General features: G+C 60.0%; 15 protein-coding genes. 7 read left to right on the forward strand and 8 right to left on the reverse strand.

The window, feature by feature from the left end:
* Positions 1-482: 482 nt before the first annotated feature.
* Positions 483-1,907 carry a hypothetical protein gene (locus tag ACK4S9_RS14165; RefSeq protein WP_409726607.1) on the forward strand — a complete coding sequence of 475 codons (1,425 nt, stop codon included), beginning with the start codon at positions 483-485 and terminating at the stop codon, positions 1,905-1,907.
* 40 nt (positions 1,908-1,947) lie between these two features.
* Here the strand turns inward: ACK4S9_RS14165 and ACK4S9_RS14170 are convergent, their stop codons facing one another.
* The 3 genes from ACK4S9_RS14170 to ACK4S9_RS14180 form a co-directional block, all read right to left on the reverse strand.
* Positions 1,948-2,847 carry a galactosyl transferase gene (locus tag ACK4S9_RS14170; RefSeq protein WP_409726609.1) on the reverse strand — a complete coding sequence of 300 codons (900 nt, stop codon included), beginning with the start codon at positions 2,845-2,847 and terminating at the stop codon, positions 1,948-1,950.
* 222 nt (positions 2,848-3,069) lie between these two features.
* Complete coding sequence (locus ACK4S9_RS14175; RefSeq protein ID WP_409726611.1) at positions 3,070-5,148, reverse strand: M13 family metallopeptidase; 2,079 nt, start codon at positions 5,146-5,148, stop codon at positions 3,070-3,072.
* Between the two features lie 70 nt (positions 5,149-5,218).
* Positions 5,219-7,291 (reverse strand): M13 family metallopeptidase, encoded by a 2,073-nt coding sequence (locus ACK4S9_RS14180; RefSeq protein ID WP_409726613.1) that lies wholly within the window; start codon positions 7,289-7,291, stop codon positions 5,219-5,221.
* Positions 7,292-7,883: 592 nt separating this feature from the next.
* Between ACK4S9_RS14180 and ACK4S9_RS14185 the strand changes: the two genes are divergently transcribed.
* Positions 7,884-9,311, forward strand: coding sequence for a S41 family peptidase (locus ACK4S9_RS14185; RefSeq protein ID WP_409726615.1), 1,428 nt, complete (start codon positions 7,884-7,886; stop codon positions 9,309-9,311).
* Positions 9,312-9,424: 113 nt separating this feature from the next.
* Positions 9,425-10,546 (forward strand): beta-ketoacyl-ACP synthase III, encoded by a 1,122-nt coding sequence (locus tag ACK4S9_RS14190; RefSeq protein ID WP_409726617.1) that lies wholly within the window; start codon positions 9,425-9,427, stop codon positions 10,544-10,546.
* 224 nt (positions 10,547-10,770) lie between these two features.
* Here the strand turns inward: ACK4S9_RS14190 and ACK4S9_RS14195 are convergent, their stop codons facing one another.
* The 5 genes from ACK4S9_RS14195 to ACK4S9_RS14215 are packed head-to-tail and all read right to left on the reverse strand — an operon-like array spanning position 10,771 to position 16,170.
* Positions 10,771-12,804 carry an FAD-dependent oxidoreductase gene (locus tag ACK4S9_RS14195; protein WP_409726619.1) on the reverse strand — a complete coding sequence of 678 codons (2,034 nt, stop codon included), beginning with the start codon at positions 12,802-12,804 and terminating at the stop codon, positions 10,771-10,773.
* 53 nt (positions 12,805-12,857) lie between these two features.
* Positions 12,858-13,310 (reverse strand): hypothetical protein, encoded by a 453-nt coding sequence (locus ACK4S9_RS14200; protein ID WP_409726621.1) that lies wholly within the window; start codon positions 13,308-13,310, stop codon positions 12,858-12,860.
* Between the two features lie 7 nt (positions 13,311-13,317).
* Positions 13,318-13,785, reverse strand: coding sequence for a DUF2721 domain-containing protein (locus ACK4S9_RS14205; RefSeq protein WP_409726623.1), 468 nt, complete (start codon positions 13,783-13,785; stop codon positions 13,318-13,320).
* 51 nt (positions 13,786-13,836) lie between these two features.
* Positions 13,837-14,793 (reverse strand): prolyl aminopeptidase, encoded by a 957-nt coding sequence (pip, locus tag ACK4S9_RS14210; RefSeq protein WP_409726625.1) that lies wholly within the window; start codon positions 14,791-14,793, stop codon positions 13,837-13,839.
* A gap of 54 nt (positions 14,794-14,847) precedes the next feature.
* Positions 14,848-16,170 carry an amino acid deaminase gene (locus ACK4S9_RS14215; protein ID WP_409726627.1) on the reverse strand — a complete coding sequence of 441 codons (1,323 nt, stop codon included), beginning with the start codon at positions 16,168-16,170 and terminating at the stop codon, positions 14,848-14,850.
* 291 nt (positions 16,171-16,461) lie between these two features.
* Here ACK4S9_RS14215 and ACK4S9_RS14220 point away from each other — a divergent pair, with 291 nt between their 5' ends.
* The 4 genes from ACK4S9_RS14220 to ACK4S9_RS14235 all read left to right on the forward strand — a co-directional run bounded on the left by ACK4S9_RS14220 (position 16,462) and on the right by ACK4S9_RS14235 (position 19,934).
* Entirely contained in the window at positions 16,462-16,641 is a 180-nt protein-coding gene (locus ACK4S9_RS14220; RefSeq protein ID WP_409726629.1) for a hypothetical protein, read from the forward strand.
* 1,041 nt (positions 16,642-17,682) lie between these two features.
* Positions 17,683-17,904: a hypothetical protein gene (locus ACK4S9_RS14225; protein WP_409726631.1), complete on the forward strand. Its 222-nt coding sequence runs from the start codon at positions 17,683-17,685 to the stop codon at positions 17,902-17,904.
* A 78-nt stretch (positions 17,905-17,982) separates the two neighbouring features.
* Positions 17,983-18,477: a hypothetical protein gene (locus ACK4S9_RS14230; protein ID WP_409726633.1), complete on the forward strand. Its 495-nt coding sequence runs from the start codon at positions 17,983-17,985 to the stop codon at positions 18,475-18,477.
* 122 nt (positions 18,478-18,599) lie between these two features.
* Positions 18,600-19,934: an HlyD family secretion protein gene (locus ACK4S9_RS14235; protein WP_409726635.1), complete on the forward strand. Its 1,335-nt coding sequence runs from the start codon at positions 18,600-18,602 to the stop codon at positions 19,932-19,934.
* Positions 19,935-19,963: the final 29 nt, after the last annotated feature.

Genomic DNA, 19,963 nt, shown 5'->3' on the forward strand with positions numbered 1-19,963 from the left:
TACGCGGCCGACATCGGTGGTGCCGATGGCGCCAAGGCATGGTCGGTGTTCATGTCGCGCAGCGTGAAGCCGGACTATGCGCTCGGCCCACAGTTCGACATCGTTCCCCGCTAAGCGCCAACAACTGCCAACTGCAGTCCTGCTTCCCTGAAAAGCCCGGCGGATTCCACCGGGCTTTTTACTTTCTGCATCGCAGATGGGCCGATATCAAAGACCCGGCCTACCTTACCGCACCGATTTCAACGCATACCAAAAGTAAGCATCACTCTAGATGATGACAATAAAAAAATGCAATTTGAAAGATGTTTTGGCCATTTTATCGATTGATCATGATTGAAACTCCATCATGACCGTCCTCCATTCGATAAATTAGCGCATCCAGTTCTTACAATTGGTTACTTTATTTCTTGAACGCATAGGTTTAAGCTAGGAAAATGTTTCACAGGAAATCTGCTGCAGTTAACACTTTGTCCACGAGCTCAATGAAAGATATGTCCCAGATGCAAGTCGCACTCCGTACTTCCTTCGCCCTGCTATCCTTGGGTATCGCGGCCTCCGCTAGCGCCGCCACCTTGTCGGTTGGCCCCGGCAAGACCTATGCCCGTCCCTGCCAGGCCATTGCCGTGGCCAAGACAGGTGACATCATCGAGATTACCGGCAATACGACTTATAGCGGCGACGTCTGCGGTATCTATGCCAGCAACCTCACCATCCGCGGCGTCAATGGCCGTCCGAAGATCGATGCGGCTGGCAAGAACGCCATGGGTAAAGGTATCTGGGTTGTCGCCGGCAACAACGTAGTGGTGGAAAACGTCGAAATGTTTGGCGCCAAGGTGCCGGATCAGAACGGCGCTGCCTTGCGCCTGGAAGGAACCAATTTCACGCTGCGCTCCTCTTTCCTGCACAGCAACGAGAACGGTATTCTCACCAACGCCAACCCAAACAGCCACATTGTCATCGAGAAAAGCGAGTTCGGCTACAACGGCTACGGCACCGGCTATACCCACAACCTGTACATCGGCAACGTCGCCAGTCTGACCTTCCGCTATAACTACTCGCACGACGCCAGGGTCGGCCATAACCTGAAGTCGCGTGCTCGCGTCAATACGATCGTCTACAACCGCTTTTCAAGCCTTAACGCGGGGCAGACTGGATCGACGCCAGCCGGCAAGCCGAGCTATGAGATCGACCTGCCCAATGCTGGAACGTCCTACATCATCGGCAACGTGATCCAGCAGCCGTCGGTGCACAGCAATCCGAACCTCATCGGCTACGGCCTGGAAGGCGCCAGTAATCCGGGACATGACCTGTATATCGTCAACAATACCTTCCTGAACGATGACAGCAGCCGTGGCAATTTTGTGGCGGTCGGTAGCGGAGTTACCAAGAAGATCTTGCTACAAAACAATATTTTTGCTGGTACCGGTACCCTGACCACTCAGTCCGGCGCGATCGAGAAAACGAACTACCGCGCCGCCGCACCGGGCTTCGTGAACCGTGCCGCCTATGACCTGCGCCCGACGGCGAACGCCCTGGTGATCGACGCCGGCTCTGCTCCCGGCACCTCGGCCGCAGGCGTATCGCTGGTCCCGACCGCCCAGTACAAGCACTCGGCCATGAGCGAAACGCGGGCTGTGTCGGGGAGGCTCGACATCGGTGCCTATGAAGCTGCGGCCGCGACGACCACGGAAACGTCGAACCCGCCGGATACGAACGTGACCTGGACCGACTGCGCTCCGCAGTATGGTATTTGCGTCGTGCCCGGAACGCGTGAAGTACGCTACGGCGCCGCTGGGAGCTATGCCACCAAGATCGTGACCGGTTCGGTCTTGTGCACCGACGCCGTCTTTGGCAATCCAAAGTTTGGCTACGTCAAATCGTGCAGCTATTCCAGCATCGCACGCTGATTGCTTGCTGGGCCGCCAAGGATCGGCGCCGCGGTGCGGTTCAGGTACTGCGGTCGCTCGTCTCGTAGAGTTCGTCATCCAGCATGATCGGGGCGGCGGGGTGTTCCTGACGTCCGAGTTTCTCCATCTCCCTGTCTCGCCCGAAAAACTCGCTTTGGACTGTGCGCCCCAGATAGCGTAGGCGAAAAAGCCGACGGGTCAATTCGCCTGGGCTTTTCAACAACCAGGCATGCATGAGATAGGTCGACAGGACATCTTTTGAACGGCTATGCGCGCCAACATGCCCTGTGCGATATATAGCGCCGACGAAAGGCAGCGGTGCCAGCGGCGTGCCCTGCTGCAGCAAATACTTCGTAATGAAGATATGGCTACCCAGCATTAATTTAATGTAATCTTCGCTGGCCTCTTCAAAAGTTGCTGGAAGCTCCAAAAGATCTGCCCGAATGATATGCGAGGTTCCACACACCATGGAAAAGTCCGGATGGCGGTACAACAGATTGCCGCCCGGAGTCCAAATATACCCGTTCCGGACGAACCATCCATTCTGGCCACGGTGCTTGCCGACGAAGCCGGTTAGCGCTGTGCTGATCAGATCATCGTCATCGGTGACCATGAAGTAGTCAGTCGCGCCTGCGTCGAGCATGCCCGCCAGAATTCGGCGGCCCTTGTCGAACCTGACTGCTTCAAGAAATTGTTCATGGTGGACCGCTCCCCGTTCGTGGAAGGAATTCGGTGGAAAGTCTACCCATTTCACATGCACCCCTGATGGCAGAGGTGGCAAGTCCGAACCGTGATTGGCAACGACAATCGCGTTCCATCCTTTGTCTGCCTGGCTGCTAATCGAATGCAGAGTCAGTGCGAGGTTGCTTCTTAATTCAGCCCAATCACGTGCATTTGCGGGGTGCCTGACAGGTATGACGAACGTGAGAATTGGTTGCACGATAGATTTTATTAGAGGTCAATTCCCAGAGATTAATGTTTGATTTTCTACAAGTAAACTTATTTAGTAATTTGTGTATTTTTCACCACGATATGTAACTTGTAAAAACCTGTTTGGAACAAAAAAACTAGGGCATTCAAGACAAGGCAGGATTCCACTATTCATAGAACCCGGCCTCGCCATGCACGACACATGTCCGGCTAACAAGCAGGACCGGCATCCTTACCAGATGATCACGCGGTCCTTCGGCGCCAGGTACATCTTGTCGCCTTGCTTCACGCCGAAGGCTTCGTAGAAGCCCGGCTGGTTCTTCAGCGTGCCGTTGGCGCGGAACTGCGCCGGCGAGTGCGGATCGGTCTTGACCTGGTTGATCTGGGCCGGCTCGCGCATCTTCGCGCGCCACACCTGGCCCCAGCCCATGTAGAAGCGCTGGTCGCCCGACAGGCCGTTGATGACCGGGGCCTTCTTGCCCTTCAGGGACAGCTTGTAGGCCTTGTGGGCGATCGCCAGGCCCGAGTTGTCGCCGATGTTCTCGCCCAGGGTCAGCTCGCCGTTCACGTTATACCCGGGCAGCGGGCTGTAGGAGGCGTACTGCTGCACCAGCACCTTGGTCTTCTCGGCAAAGCGCTTGCCGTCTTCCTCGGTCCACCAGTTGCGCATGTTGCCGTCGCCGTCGTACTGCGAACCCTGGTCGTCGAAACCGTGGCTGATCTCGTGGCCGATGACCGCGCCGATGGCGCCGTAGTTCACCGCGTCGTCAGCGGCCATGTCGAAGAACGGCGGCTGCAGGATCGCGGCCGGGAACACGATTTCGTTCAATTCCGGGTTGTAGTAGGCGTTGACCGTCTGCGGCGTCATCATCCATTCATCGCGGTCGATCGGCTTGCCTAGCTTGTTCAGCTCGCGGTTGTACTCCACTTCGCGCGAACGCATCACGTTGCCGACCAGGTCATCGCGCTTGACGCTGAGCGACGAGTAATCCTTCCACTTGTTCGGGTAACCGATCTTCGGGTTGAACTTGGCCAGCTTGGCCTGGGCTTCCTTCTTGGTGGCGGGGCTCATCCAGTCCAGGGTATCGATCGACTGGCGGTAGGCTTCGAGCAGGTTCTTCACCAGGGCCTCCATGCGCACCTTGCGCTCGGCCGGGAAGTGCTCCTTCACGTACAGCTTGCCCACTGCATCGCCCAGGGCGCCCTCGACGGTCGACACGCCGCGCTTCCAGCGCGGTTCCAGCTTCGGCGCGCCGGACAGGACCGTTCCATGGAAGGCGAAGCGCTGGTCCACGAAGGCTTTCGACAAGTAGCTGGCGTAGCCGTTGACCAGGTGCTGCTGCAGGTAGACCTTCCAGGTCTCGAGCGGCACGCGGTTCACGATCTCGGCCATGCCCTTCAGGTAGCTCGGCTGGCTGACGATGACGTAGTCGGTCTTGCCCCCGATGCCGGCGGCGCCCAGCCAGGCGTTCCAGTCGTAGCCCGGCGCCAGTTCGGCCAGCTTGGTCAGTTCCACCCTGTTGTAGGTCTTGATCGGATCGCGGTTCTCGACCTTGGTCCACTGCACGCGCGCCAGTTCGGTCTCCAGATCGACGATGGCCTTGGCGTTCGCGGCAGCGTTCTTGTCGCCCGACAGCACCAGCATCTTCTCGACGTGCTGCTGGTACTTGGCGCGGGTGTCGGCCAGCTTGGCATCGTCCGTCTTCAGGTAGTAATCGCGGTCCGGCATGCCCAGGCCACCCTGGTACAGGTCTGCCACGTATTTGGTCGAATCCTTGGCGTCCTGGTGGATATAGAAGCTGAAAGGCACGTTGACGCCGAGGCGGCCCAGGCGCGCGAAGACCGCCGGCAGTTCGGCCTTGTCCTTGATCGCGGCAATTTTCGCCAGCTCGCTATTCAACGGGGTGATGCCCAGCTGCTCCAGGCGCGCTTCGTCCATGTAGCTGGCGAAGAAGTCGCCGATCAGCTGCACTTCCGAACCCGTTTGGGGGTTCTTGACCGCTGCCGACTTCTCGATGATCGCGCGCAGCTGCGGCTGGGTGTCGTCATGCAGCTTGTAGAAGGCGCCCCAGCTCGACTTGTCGGCCGGAATCTCGACGGTCTTGAGCCACTTGCCGTTCAGGTGCTGGAAGAAGTCGTCCTGCGCGCGCACGGCCGGCTCGACGTATTCGAGCGCGATGCCGGCCGACAGCTTCGGCGTGGCCTTGCCGGCCGTGGTCTTGGCGGCGGCGCCGGATTCCGCCAGGGCCAGCGGCGCCGCCAGCGAAGCGGTCAATGCGAGTGCCGCGGCACTCAACAGATGTCGTCTCATGTTTTCCTCTCGTTTTTATGGGTCGATGCAAAACGGGCCGGCATGATGCCGGCCCGTTTGGGTCAGGTGCTTACCAGACCAGGACGCGCTCTTCCGGTCCGCGGTACATCTTGTCGCCCGGTTTCACGCCGAAGGCCTCGTAGAACTCAGGCATGTTCGCCACGGCGCCGTTGGCACGATACTGGCCCGGCGAATGCGGACCGTTCTTGACCTGGTTAACCATCTGCTGGTCGCGCATCTTGGTGCGCCATACCTGGCCCCAGCCCATGAAGAAGCGCTGGTCGCCGGTCAAGCCGTCGATCACCGGAGCCGGCTTGCCGTTCAGCGAGATCTTGTAGGCCTTGTAAGCGATCGACAGACCGGCGTTGTCGCCGATGTTCTCGCCCAGCGTCAGCTCGCCGTTCAGGTGATAGCCGGGCAGCGGGCTGTACGAACCGAACTGCTTGACCAGCTTGTCCGTGCGTTGCTTGAAGGCGGCGCGGTCTTCGGCCGACCACCAGTCGCGCAGGTTGCCGTCGCCGTCCGACTGGCTGCCCTTGTCGTCGAAACCGTGGCCGATCTCGTGCCCGATCACGGCGCCGATCGCGCCGTAGTTGACGGCGTCGTCGGCACGCATGTCGAAGAACGGCGGCTGCAGGATCGCGGCGGGGAAGACGATCTCATTCATCGTGCTGCGATAGTAGGCATTCACGGTCTGCGGCGTCATGCCCCATTCGGTGCGGTCGACCGGCTTGCCCAGCTTCTCGATGCGGTAGTTGTACTCGAAGGTCGAGGCACGCATCAGGTTGCCGACCAGGTCGTCACGCTTGATGGAGAGCTTCGAGTAGTCGCGCCACTTGTCCGGATAGCCGATCTTCGGGGTGAACTTCGCCAGCTTGGCACGGGCTTCCTTCTTGGTCGCAGGGCTCATCCAGTCCAGGTTGTCGATCGACTGGCCATAGGCGACGATCAGGTTCTTGACCAGTTCTTCCATGCGCGCCTTGCGCTCGGGCGGGAAGTGCTGCGCCACGTACAGCTTGCCGAGCGCCTCGCCCAGCGCGCCTTCGACGGTGGCCACGCCGCGCTTCCAGGTCGGTTCCTGCTCGGTGGTGCCGGTCAGGGCGGTGCCATAGAAGGCAAAGTTTTCGTCCTTGAAGGCCTTCGACAGGTAAGGCGCGTATTCGCGCAACAGCTGCCACTCGAAGTAGGACTTCAGGGTCGCCAGGTCGGTCTTGGCCAGCACCTCGTTCAGGCCCTGGAAGTAGCTCGGCTGGTTCACGATGATGGTGTCGAGCTTGTTGCCCACGCCGGCCGCGGCCAGCGCCGCCTTCCAGTCGTAGCCGGGAGCCAGCTTGGACAGCTCGGCCAGGCTCATCTTGTTATAGCGCTTGACCGGGTCGCGGTTCTCGACGCGGGTCCACTGCACCTTGGCCAGCTCGGTCTCGAAATCGACGATGGCCTTGGCCCGCGCCGCCGCGTCCTTCTCGCCGGCCAGCGCCAGGATCTTCTCGACGTGCACCTGGTACTTGGCGCGGATATCGGCCAGCTTGGCGTCATCCATCTTCAGGTAGTAATCGCGGTCCGGCATACCCAGGCCGCTCTGCGAGATGTACGTGGCATGCTGGGTCGATGCGCGCATGTCCTGGGTAACGTAGATGCCGTACGGGGTGGCGACGCCAATCTTCGACAGGTGGGCGACCAGTGCCGGCAAGCCCTTCTTGTCCTTCAGCGAACGGATTTTTTGCAGTTCTGCGCCCAGTGGCTTGACGCCGAGGGCATCGCGGCGCGCTTCGTCCATGTAGCTGGCGTACAAGTCGCCGATCTTCTGGGTCTCGGTCCCGGCCTTGGCCGCCTTGTCGGCCTGCGCGGCTTCGATGATGGCCTTGAGCTGCGGCGTGGTGTCGTCGCGCAGCTTCATGAAGGTGCCCCAGCTGGACTTGTCGGCCGGGATCTCGGTCTCCTTCAGCCATTTGCCGTTCACGTAGGTGAAGAAGTCGTCCTGCGGGCGCACGCTGGTGTCGATGTATTGGGTGTCGATGCCCGAGATCGGCGCGGCGACCGGCTTGGCAGTGGCAGCAACTGCGGCTGCGGCCGGCTTGTCGGCCGCGTGGGCAAAGGCTGCCGCCAGGGACAGCGTCAGGGTGCTCAGAAGGATTCGCTTCACGGAATGGTCCTCGATTGCTTGGAATACTGGGGTTGAAAAAGCGGCCGGCTCGTGGCCGGTCTGATCGTTGTGCGCCCGCAGCGTTTCACTGTTGGCCGTCTCACCCGCCGTCCTCGACGGTAAGGGCTACAAGCATTCTAGCGGGTGGGCAAGGGGCAGAAAGGGCCTGGAGGGCTTTTTTACTTTTCGATACATGCAGAGAGGGGCATATCGCATATGCATGTGTTGGTACGTCACAACAACGTTGCTGCCTCGGCAGAGCCTTACTCTTGGGAATGTACAATGCCGGGGCCGGGCAGGGAAACGGGCATAAAAAAGCCCGCGGAGGGGGCCGCGGGCAAAGACCACTTCAAAAGTGGAGAGAGAGAAAAACTGAGATTGACTATAGGACCCCTCCCCCCTGTCCGCTTCGACTCTTACAATTGCTTACCAAGCTGGGCAATCCGTAACAAGGTCTTTACATTTCTCTACAGTGTCAGCTTGTCCGCAGATGGTTTGGCCTGCTTCGCAGCGCCCCTTGGCGTTCGGGTTTATACTGGACTTGCGCTACCTCATGTGCAATTACGGCCGCAGCGCTCACATCGGGTAATCCATGGGCTCTACTTTCAAGAATTCCTGTCTCGTCGGCCTGGGCGCCATCGCCGGGGTCGCGGTGACCATGCAGTTTTCCGCGCTGGCCCAGAAGCCGGTCGAAGCCGGCATGCCCATGGCCGAGCTGCGCCAACTGGCCGACGTCTACGGCGTCATCAAGTCCACCTATGTCGAGCCGGTCGAGGACAAGGCCCTGCTGTCGGAAGCGATTTCCGGCATGGTGGCCTCGCTCGACCCGCATTCGGCCTACCTCGACCCGCGCGCCTACCGCGAGCTGCGCGAAGGCACCGAAGGCCGCTTCGTCGGCTTGGGGATAGAGATTTCCGAGAGCGAGGACGGTTTCGTGGAAATCGTCGCCCCGATCGAGGACTCCCCCGCCTGGCACGCCGGCATCAAGGAGGGCGACCTGATCACCCAGATCGACGGCCAGCCGGTGCAGGGCTTGCCGATCGACGAGGCGATCAAGCGCATGCGCGGCGAGCCCGGCACCCGGGTGACCTTGACCATCGCGCGCAAGGCTAGTGCCGTACCGCTGCGCTTCACCATCACACGCGGCGAAATCGTCCAGAAGAGCGTCAAGGCGAAAATGGTCGAGCCGGGCTACGCGTGGCTGCGTATCGCCCAGTTCCAGGAGCCCACCGTGGACGACATGGCGGCCAGGCTGCAGGCCCTGTACCGCGACAACCCCGACATGAAAGGCCTGGTGCTCGACCTGCGCAACGACCCCGGCGGCCTGCTGCAAGGTGCGATCGGGGTTGCCGCCGCCTTCCTGCCCAAGGATGCCGAGATCGTCTCGACCAACGGCCAGCTGGCGGACTCGCGCCAGCGCTTCTACGGCCGCCCCGAGTTCTACATGCTGCGCAGCGGCGCCGATCCGCTGGCCAGCCTGCCGCCCGCCTTCAAGAAGCTGCCGATGGTGGTGCTGGTGAACACCGGCTCGGCCTCGGCTTCCGAGATCGTGGCCGGCGCCCTGCAGGACTACAAGCGCGCCACCATCCTGGGCAGCCAGACCTTCGGCAAGGGCTCGGTGCAGACCATCCGCCCGATCGGCCGCGACGCCGCCGTCAAGCTGACCACGGCGCGCTACTACACCCCGGCCGGGCGTTCGATCCAGGCGCGCGGCATCATTCCCGACCTGCCGGTCGACGAAACGCTCGATGGCGACGGCCTGAATGCGCTGCGCATGCGCGAAGCCGACCTCGAGCGACATCTGTCGAACGACCGCGGGAACGAAGCCGCGACCCGCCAGGAAGACATCGAGGAGCAGATGCGCCTGTGGGCAGACGCGCGCACGCGCAAGCCGGTCGACTACGGCAGCGCCGACGACTTCCAGCTGGCCCAGGCCCTGCGCCACCTCAAGGGAGAAAAGGTGCAGTTGTCCAAGCGTGCCGGTGCGGCCGGCACCACGCTGGCGCAGCACGCACGGTGAGCTAGGTTTACCTCTCTAAACTGTCGTTTTCGACAATTCCCAGGTCCGGTCCGAGGGTGTAGAATCGGCGCATCTCGCGGGCAACTCCCGTTATTTTCTTGAAAGTCCCCCACATGAAACCTGTCGTGATCAGCGGCACCGGCCTGTTTACGCCGCCGTACTCCATCTCCAACGACGAGCTGGTAACGGCGTACAACGCCTACGTCGAGCTGTACAACCAGGAACACGCCGCCGCCATCGCCGCCGGCGACACCACCGCGCTCGAGCCGTCGAGCAGCGCCTTCATCGAAAAAGCCTCGGGCATCAAGTCGCGCTACGTGATGGAGAAGGAAGGCATCCTCGACCCGGCCCACATGACCGCGCGCATCCCCGAACGCGCCGACGAACAGGTGTCGCTGCAGGCCGAGATGTGCGTGGCCGCCGCGCGCCAAGCGCTGGAGCGCGCCGGCAAGCAGCCCTCCGACATCGACATGGTGCTGGTGGCCTGCTCGAACATGCAGCGACCCTACCCGGCCATGGCGGTCGAGGTGCAGGATGCGCTGGGCATCGATGGCTTCGGCTTCGACATGAACGTGGCCTGCTCCTCGGCCACCTTCGGCATCCAGACCGCGGTCGACGCGGTGCGCAGCGGCCGCGCGCGCGCCGTCCTGATGCTGAACCCGGAAATCACCAGCGGCCACCTGAACTTCCGCGACCGCGACAGCCACTTCATCTTTGGCGACGCCTGCACGGCCGTGATCGTCGAAGCCGCGGACACCGCGACCAGCGCCCACCAGTGGGAAATCCTGGACAGCAAGCTGAAGACCAAGTTCTCGAACAACATCCGCAACAACTTCGGCTTCATGAACCGCTTCGACGAAGCCGGCATCGGCGCGCCGGACAAGCTGTTCCGCCAGCAGGGCCGCAAGGTGTTCAAGGAAGTGTGCCCGATGGCGGCCGAGATGATCGCCGAGACTGTGCAGAACGCCGGCCTGAAGATCGCGGACGTGTCGCGCTACTGGCTGCACCAGGCCAACCTGAACATGAACCTCTTGATCGCCCGTACCCTGCTGGGCCGCGATGCCGAGCCGAACGAAGCGCCGGTGATCCTCGATACCTATGCGAATACCTCGTCGGCGGGGTCGATCATTGCGTTCCACAAGTACCAGGATGACCTGCCCTCGGGTTCGAACGGCGTGATCTGCTCGTTCGGCGCGGGTTACTCGATCGGTTGCGTGGTGGTGCGCAAGAAGTAAGGCTACGCTAAAGAACTTGGATCCCCGCCTGCGCGGGGATGACGTTGTCCGCTGCGCGGGGATGACGTTGTCCGCCTGCGCGGGGGAGTCATGGGTGCCAGTGGCGTGCATGACGTTGTTCTAGTGTGCGAGTAAGTTAAGTCAGCGCTTTAGCCCGCGCCCGTAGCACGTCGTCCCCGCGTAGGCGGGGACCAAATTTTGCCGGCGCAGCCACCAACGCAACATCACAAGCGCGCCGCCAGCACCGCCCCCTCCCGGATCGCCCGCTTCGCATCCAGCTCCGCCGCCAGCGCCGCCCCACCGATCTTGTGGAAGCGCGGCCCGCCCTGGACAGGCGCCGCCGGCATCAGCTCGGCCAGGCTTTCCTGTCCGGCGCAGATCACCACGTTGTCCACCTCCAGCAGACGGCGCTCGCCACCTACCGTGATGTGCAGGCCCGCATCGTCGATGCGCTCGTACTGCACCCCGGCCAGCATCTGCACGCCGTTGCGCACCAGCGTCGCGCGATGGACCCAGCCCGAGGTCTTGCCCAGCCCCGCGCCCGGACGCGTGCTCTTGCGTTGCAGGAGCCAGACTTCGCGCGGCGGACGCGGTTTCACGGGCGCCACCAGGCCTCCCGGCGTGGAAGACGATGAATCGACGCCCCATTCCCCCATCCAGTGCGCCTTCGGCACCGGCAGCGGCACGGCTGGGTCGTGCACCAGGAACTCGCCCATGTCGAAGCCGATGCCGCCGGCGCCGATGATGGCCACGCGCCGCCCCACCGGTTTGCCCTCGCGCAGCACGTCGAGGTAGCTCAGCACCTTCGGATGGTCGATGCCTTCGATCTTCGGCTTGCGCGTGGTGATGCCGGTGGCGACGATCACCTCGTCGTAGCCCGCCGCCAGCAGTTCTTCGCGGCTGACGCGCCGGTTCAGCTGCAGGTCGACGCCGAGCAGTTCGATCCTGCGCCCAAAATAGCGGATGGTCTCCGCGAATTCCTCCTTGCCCGGCACGCGCATGGCGACGTTGAACTGGCCGCCGATCCGGTCCAGCGCATCGAACAGCGTCACCCGGTGCCCGCGCTCGGCCGCCACGGTGGCCGCCGACAGGCCGGCCGGACCGGCGCCGACCACGGCGATGCGGCGCGGCCTGGCGCTCTTGCGGAATACCAGTTCGGTCTCGTGGCAGGCGCGCGGATTGACCAGGCAGCTGGCGCGTTTGTTGGAGAAGGTGTGGTCGAGGCAGGCCTGGTTGCAGGCGATGCAGGTGTTGATCTCGTCGGCGCGCCCGCCGGCCGCCTTCGCCACCCAGTCCGGGTCGGCGAGAAAAGGCCGCGCCATCGACACCAGGTCGGCCTCGCCCTGCGCCAGCAGCGCTTCCGCATCGATCGGCATGTTGATGCGGTTCGATGCCACCACGGGAATGCTGACTTCCCGGCGCAGGCGCCCCGCCACTTCGGCGAAGGCCGCGCGCGGCACCGAGGTAACGATGGTCGGCACGCGCGCCTCGTGCCAGCCGTAGCCGGTGTTCAGGATGGTGACGCCGGCCGCTTCGAGGGCCTTGGCCACCGCCACCACCTCGTCCCAGGTATTGCCGCCCTCGACCAGGTCGAGCACCGAATGGCGGACCATCAGGATGAAGTCCGGCCCCGCCGCGGCGCGGATGCGGCGCACCACCTCCACGGCCAGGCGCATGCGGTTCTCGATCGGGCCGCCCCATTCGTCCGTGCGCTTGTTGGTGCGCGCGCACAGGAACTGGTTGAGCAGATAGCCTTCGCTGCCCATCACCTCGACGCCGTCGTAGCCGGCCAGCTTCGCCAGCTTGGCGCAGCGCGCATAGGCGGCGATGGTGGACTCGATGCCGGCGGCGTCAAGCGCCTTTGGCTTGAACTTCGAGATCGGCGACTTCAGGCTGGAAGCGGACACCACGAAAGGCTGGTAGCCGTAGCGGCCCGCGTGCAGGATCTGCAGGACGATCTTGCCGCCCTCTTCGTGCACGGCGCGCGTGACGCGCCGGTGGTTGGGCACGTCGCCGAGAAAATTGAGGGTGCCGCCGAAGGGCAGCAGCCAGCCCTGGCGGTTCGGCGAAATGCCGCCGGTGACGATCAGGCCGACGCCGCCGCGGGCGCGTTCGCGATAGAAAGCGGCCAGCTTGCCGTAGTTGTAGAAACGGTCTTCGAGCCCGGTATGCATCGAGCCCATGATCACGCGGTTCTTCAGGGTCGTGAAACCAAGGTCGAGCGGCGCGAGGAGATGAGGATAAGTGGAGTGCGTCATCCCGGCATTACACCGGGATTTCGTGGAGGTGTGTTACTAAACGCTCGGGATACTCAGGCCAGATGGCTTTCGCGGTCGCGCAGCTCGGCGAAGCCTTCGATGCTGCCGATGTCGACGGTCACCGGGCGCAGGACCGCGCTCGGGGACATCGAGCGCCAGGCGAACTGCCATTCCTTTTCCTGGGCCTGGCCGGCGCCCTTGGTGAAGGCCGCGCCCAGGCGCGAGCGCACGCCGTACTCGACCGGCCCGTCGATGCCGGCCCAGTCGGGCAAGGTACGCTGCACCGCGCGGTGCAGGCGTTCGCCGAACAGCTCGGTGTTGTGGATCACCAGGCAGCTGTCGGCCGGGCCAAGCACGTCGAACAGGCGCTTGTCCCACACGGTCGAGAACGACACGGTCAGGAAGAAACCGCTGGGAACCAGGCGGAACTGGCCGCGCAGCGCGGCTTCGAGTTCGGGGCGCGTCGCGTAGCGGTGCAGGGTCGGGGGACGTTGGTAGTCGTGCATGTTCGGTTCAATCTTTGAGGGTGGTGCGCTGGTGCGGCTGCTGGAGCGAATACGTGTGCTGCATGCGCATGAAGCGCGAAGCGATCAGGACCTCGCGCAGGAAGTAGACGAAGCTGCTGATCAGGCCGATCATGGCGAGCACGAACAGGCCGGCGATGTACTGGTCCAGCGGGATGTTCATGGTATCTCCGAGGAACAGCATCGCGATCACCAGGCAGATCAGGAGGCCGCAGGCGGTGCTGGAGCCGATCGCCGTGTTGACCAGGTGCGAGCGGACGTACAGGATCTCGAGTTCGGCCGAGTATTCGGCGTCCGGCCCCTTGCGCAGGCGGTCTTCGAGCACGCGGGTGCGGTCGATGATGCGCGCCAGCCGGTTGGTCAGCACGGTCAGCTTGGTCGCCACGCCAGTCAGCAGGAATACCGGGGCGATCGCCAACTGGATGACGTGGCCGATGTCGCTAAGCTGGAGATTCATGGGAATGCTTCGTGTTCGTTATTCTAGGTTTTCTTCATAGTGTAACAGTCCTCAATCAAAGCGGCCGTGGCGCTTGAACTGCTCGGTGGCGTTCACCAGCGCGCGGGCGATGCCGGTCTCGAGGGCGCCGTGGCCGCCGTCCGGAATCATGTGCAGTTTCGCGCCCGGCCAGGCCTGGTGCAGGCGCCAGGCCGACAGCGGCGGGCAGATCACGTCGTAGCGGCCCTGCACGATGGAGGCCGGCAGGTGGGCAATGCGGCCAATGTCGCGCACCAGCTGGTCTTCTTCGAGAAAAGCGCCGTGCAGCATGTAGTGCGACTCCAGGCGGCCGACGCCGAGGTCGAGCGCATCCGACGAAGGCTCGTCCGGCTGCGGCAGCAAGAACACGCGCCGGCCTTCGAAGCGGCTCCAGGCGCGCGCGGCCGGCCAGTAGACGGCGGGATCGTGGCACAGCAGGCGTTCGCAATAAGCCTTGAGCAGGTCGCCTCGCTCGGCCTGCGGGATCGGCGCCACGAATTCCTCGTACAGCTCGGGATAGAACCACTTGACCCCGTTGATGAACCAGTCGACTTCGGCCTTCGTGCACAGGAAGATCCCGCGCAGCACGAAGCCGAGGCAGCGCTCCGGGTGGGCCTGGCCATAGGCCAGCGCCAGGGTCGAGCCCCAGGAGCCGCCGAACACCAGCCACTGCTTGACGCCGAACATCTGCCGCAGGCGCTCGATGTCGTCGATCAGGAGCTGGGTCGTGTTGTTGCGCCATTCGCCCAGCGGCGTCGACTTGCCGGCCCCGCGCTGATCGAACAGGATCACGCGGTAGGCGCTCGGGTCGAAGAAGCGGCGGTGCTGCGGCGACAGGCCCGCGCCCGGCCCGCCGTGCAGGAACAGCACCGGGATGCCGTTGGGGTTGCCGACTTCTTCCCAGTAGATCGTGTGCAGCTCGTCGACGGCGAGCATGCCGTGGCGGATGGGCTGGATCGGCGGGAACAGGGACGGCGGTGTGGCAGGCATGGGACTCGGCTCTCTCGGCGGGTGGAAACCGATTGTAGCGTAGAGCCTATTCTTTCAGAAGAAGGTGGTCAGCGCCTCGCGCACGTTGTAGGCGTCGTCCACCGCCAGCATGACTTGCCACTTGTCGAAAGTGGTGCACGGGTGCGAGATGCCGCAGCCGACCAGGTCGCCCACCTGCAGATTGTCGCGAATGTCTCCCTCCGGCAGCGCCAGGTAGGCATGCTGGTCGTTCATCTTGAAGATCGTGCAGCCGGGTGGCAGCGCTGCGGGCGCCGCCGCCTCGCTGCCCGGACGGTGGGTGAACAGCGGCGTCGGCAGCGCTTCGTCGTAGGAGGCGTCGCGCTTGCCCATGGTGAGGATGGCCAGGCCCGGTTCGGGGCGCGACTGCACGCTGCTCCATACTTCCAGCGCCGGGCGCAATCCTTCCACGGTGTGCGCTTCGCGCGCATCGAGCTGGGCCAGCAGGCGCTGGTAGGAACCGTGGTCGCTGGTGAGGTAGCAGCCGCTGCGCAGCACGGGGCGCACCGGGCGCGACAGGCCTTCCATGCCCGCGAACCCGCGCGCCACCAGGTCGAAATAGGACGAGCCGCCGGCCGAAATCAGGATCTCGGCAGCGCCGAACAGGCCCTCGCCATCCGCCGTTTCCACCAGGTCCACCAGCTCGGCCAGGAAGGCTTTCACGGCGCGCAGGTCGGCATCGCGGTCGTCGCTGACCAAGAGGCCTTCGTAGCCTTCGAAGCCCGCCAGGGTCAGGCCATCGGCAGCGGCAATGGCGCGTGCGACCACCATCGCTTCTTCGCTCGTCCGGCAGCCGGCGCGCTTGCCGCCCAAGCCGAGTTCGACCAGCACCGGCAGGGGACGGGCCAGGCCGCGCGCGCTCATCGCCGTCGAGAGGCGCGCCACGCCCTCGATCGAGTCGGCCAGCACGAAGCATTCGAAATCGGGGTCCTCATGCAGCAGCGCCAATACCGCCTCGATGTCGGCGCGCGCCACCAGCTGGTTGGCCAGCAGCACGCGGCGCACGTTGAAGCGGTGCGCCACCTGCACCTGCGTGGCGCTGGCCAGCGTGATGCCCCAAGCGCCGTTGGCCAGCTGGGCCGCGAACAGCTGCGGGCTCATCGTGGTCTTGCCGTGCGGCGCCAGCGTGACACCGTGGCGCGCGCAGAAGTCGCGCATCCAGGCCAGGTTGTGCTGGAGCGCCGACACCTTGAGCACGGCGACCGGGAAAGAGGTGTCGCCGCGCAGCACGTTCCAGCCCTGCACGCCGATCGCGCCCTGGCGCAACGGCTCTGTCAATGGCAAGCCCTTGGTACCGGGTAGCAAGAATTGTTCGTCGAGGCTGGACAGAGCGAGGCCGTCGCGGGGCAAGGTGTGCATGAGAATCCGTTAATTCAATAAAAGCGCTTGTCGGTTTAGTGTTAATTGCATAATTAAGAGAAAGTCTTGTTTACAAGCGATTTGCGATTACGGCAGTGTTTGATCTACTCGGCTTCTGCACACTATAAGATCATTTCTCTTTGAATTTTCTCAATATTTAAATCAACAAAAAGTTGCACTCCATCAATATAGCGATTAGATAAAATTTTATACTAGAAACTGCCAACTGACCATCTACTGATGGCAGGTCACATTGGCGCAAAATTTTAACCACTTCAAACGGAGCATAAAATGCAAAATTTAAGTTCTTCTGAAATTGATAAAATCGGCGGTGGCTATTTGCACTTGACAGATGTCGATGCATTTTTGAAATTGAATAATAATTTCAAGGGGGGCATTTTGCATGTTACACCAAACCCTCCAGTCCGTAAGGAAAGAAATTTTCCGACATCACCAGCATTACTAGATTGACTAAAGAGTGAAATCGGGTTGCGGTTGCTACCCAACCGCAATTTTTAAAGTTTTTGGAGAATTCCTTGAATGGAATTTTCATATAAATCCTAATAATCTAGAATCTACTTAGAGCTTTTATTCATTTGGGCAGTGCCTGGAGTAGTGAGATCATATCCTTCTGCGGCAGACCGTTGCCAAACTATTGAGTCCGTTCGATCCTGATGGGCTTATCGAATGATTCTGGCCGTTCCTGCTTCCATTCCTTGAGTTCAAGAATAGGCTTTTTAAGGTCGATTACATGTTACAAATCATAGTAATTGTACGACTTCAATAGTTCACCAACATGGGCTGCAGGTTGTCCCGTTCTCGAAGCAGGTCTAGTACAGCAGGTCGCATATGCGAAACGTTGAAGAGAGCTCGTTTAGTCCCGCATGTTGCGCCGTTTCACAGCGTTCGCTAATGTAATCATATAGGTCTGACGCTTAATGATTAGCCGCGCCAAATCTTGGTGTCTGCCAAACTCTCGGGTACTACGAACTTGCGCGTGACATTATGAACTCATGCTGAAAACTGCTCTTGATGCGTTTGATGCCGCGTCTATTAACCCAATAAAGTCTTTGCGTGCAAAAAGCCAGTTACAGTAAGTTGAATTAGCACGCGAAACAAATAATCTAATAGGTGAGCTTGCTCGTCAAGAATGTCCAGTCTTCAGCGGATACCTATCCGTTGCTGTTTTCCGCATCCAAATACAACTTTTTGTCAATGCTTACCAAGTCTGAAGGAAAGCCTGTCATGTGCATTGATCACATGATTTGAGCCACGTCATAATAAATACTTGATTAGACAGGAGCAATGCTAACTCGATAGATTGTTCTTTCGCAGAACGCTAACGCATATTGGAGCATGTAAAGTTGGGCTTCACATAAATTTGCATAGCGGATACATATATTGCGCAACTGCAATACCCTGTTATAAATTAGTATTATTATTATCTCAGCCGCGAATTTTATTGTTTGTCGGCTTTAGCAACCTCCCTACCAAATCGATGGAGAAATTAAAATGCAAGTACTTAATGTTGAAGAAATCCAAGAAGTTTCTGGTGGTGTCCAGGATAAAGTCGTACCAGCTGCGTTTATTTCTGCAGGCGGATACCTTGGCAGTTATCTCTCAGCAGCGCGCTTTGGTGCCACACTTGGGGCAGCAGCTGGGCCGATTGGCGCTATCGTTGGCGGCGTAGCTGCCGGCGTGTTCGTCTATTATTACTACGATCAAAAGCGCTGACCGAGAGCCGATTTAGGGCTGCGGTTAACTGAGGAGTCGGCTTAGTGTCGACTCTTCTTTCAATACGGTGAACTAATCATGACAAACTTAAAAGAAATTAATTCCATATCAAAAACCTACTTCCCACTTCCATTGTGGCGCTATATTTTAATTTTCCAATCTTGGCAACAGTTACTATCTTGGATGGTTATTGTTTCAGCAACTGCGTTTTCGGTCTACTTTTTGCTAAATATTCTCGATCCTAGGTCTGTACCAATCGAAGCAATTTTGTTGGGTGTAGCTTTTGGATCTATGTTCTCAGTTATTATGGTTATTCCTGTGGAAATTCATTTCAAAGGTAAAACTAATCGCCTCACATACATTCTAGTTGAAAAGCTTTATAGCGTAGGCTACATTCAAGATTCACAGGCAGGAGAAATTACCACATTCAAACAAAAATTCTCTTCTCGGTTAAAATGGACCGAAGGAAATGTTGTAATTAAAAAACTTGATCATGAAATCGTAGTGACTGGAGGCTGGTTTATTTTGGGAAACTTACGTCGCGCTATAAAAATATCCTATTTTAAAGATTAACCTTTTATTTGTTACTTGATAAAAATATAATATATTAGCTTTATATAACGATATTCGACCTTTTTTAATTATTTGTCACAATGAGAATCCGGCAGCCAGCTTAAAAAGTAAGGAGAGATAACTTGCGCGACGCCGACATCACTTCAGAAAAAACTCGGAAGAGCCTTCTCCCCGATCAAACTTCGGAATCCCCACCAAGAAGTTTGTTTCGTCAGCAAGCTATTGAGCATAGCAAGGTACGCCAATACGGAACGGTCATAGTAACCCGTCCTGTTAGCCATATAGTTCTTACTTTTATATCTATTTTCCTTGCTCTCCTGCTCATCTTGTTCTTCCTCTTTTTCGAAACAACTCGTAAAGTAATAATCCATGGCATGTTAGTCCCTACGGCAGGGGTAATCAGAGTTTTTCCTAATCAAGCGGGTATCATCAAGGAGGTCCGTATCAAGGAAGGCCAATTCGTGCGTGAAGGTGATATCCTTTTCATTGTCTCCAGTGAGCGTAGCAATGCCGAAGCTAGCTCTACCGAAGCCTTGATTTCTGACTTACTAATGCGACGACGCGAAAGCTTCCAAGCTGAGCTGCTCCAAGCTAAGGTGCAGGTCGGACAGCGCCGCGCGGCTCTTCGGCAGCGTACACATGATCTCCAAGAAGAACTCAAGCGACTTGAAACCCAGGCGCATATTCAGAAGCAGCGCATCGCCTTAACCGAGCAGGCAGTGGCGCGTTTTACGCAATTGAAGGCGACCAATTACATATCAGCAGCGCAACTGCAAGAGCGCGAAGCCGAGTTACTCGACCAGCACCAGCGCCTGTTCGAGATTGAGCGCATTCGCTCTAGCACCCAACGCGACCTAGCCAGCACTCAGGCGGAAGAACTTGATGTCGCAGTGCAGGCCCTGCGCGACGAAAACGTTCTCCGCCGCAATGCTTCCACGCTCGAACAGGATCTGACCGAGAACGAGGCGCGACGCGAAGTCTCAATACGGGCGCGCCAGAGCGGAACAGTTACGGCAATAGCCGCCAATCTCGGCCAAACCGTCGGTATTTCCACTGCTCTAGGATCGATCCTGCCTGAGGGAAACAAGCTGGAAGCGGAAATGTATGTGCCATCGCGCGCAGTCGGCTTTATCAAACCAAGAATAACGGCCCTGCTGCGCTACCAGGCTTTCCCATATCAGAAATTTGGCCAGCATACCGCACGCGTGCGCGAAGTAGCCACGACCTCGGTGCGGCCCGAGGAACTCCCAACTTCAGCTGCGACGTTGCCGGGCGCTGCCCAATCCGAGCCGGTATATCGTGTACGGCTCGAGCTCGACCAGCAAACTGTGCGCGCGTACGGGACTGCGATGCCGCTACGTTCTGGCATGCTAGTCGATGCCAGCATCATGCTCGAACGCCGCAAGCTCTACGAATGGGTGCTGGAACCATTGTTCAGTATTTCGGGCCGATTGTAAGCGGGCAAAGCTCGTTCCCATAAACTAGT

The organism is Massilia sp. (genome assembly GCF_046293535.1).
Taxonomy (GTDB): Bacteria; Pseudomonadota; Gammaproteobacteria; order Burkholderiales; family Burkholderiaceae_D; genus Telluria.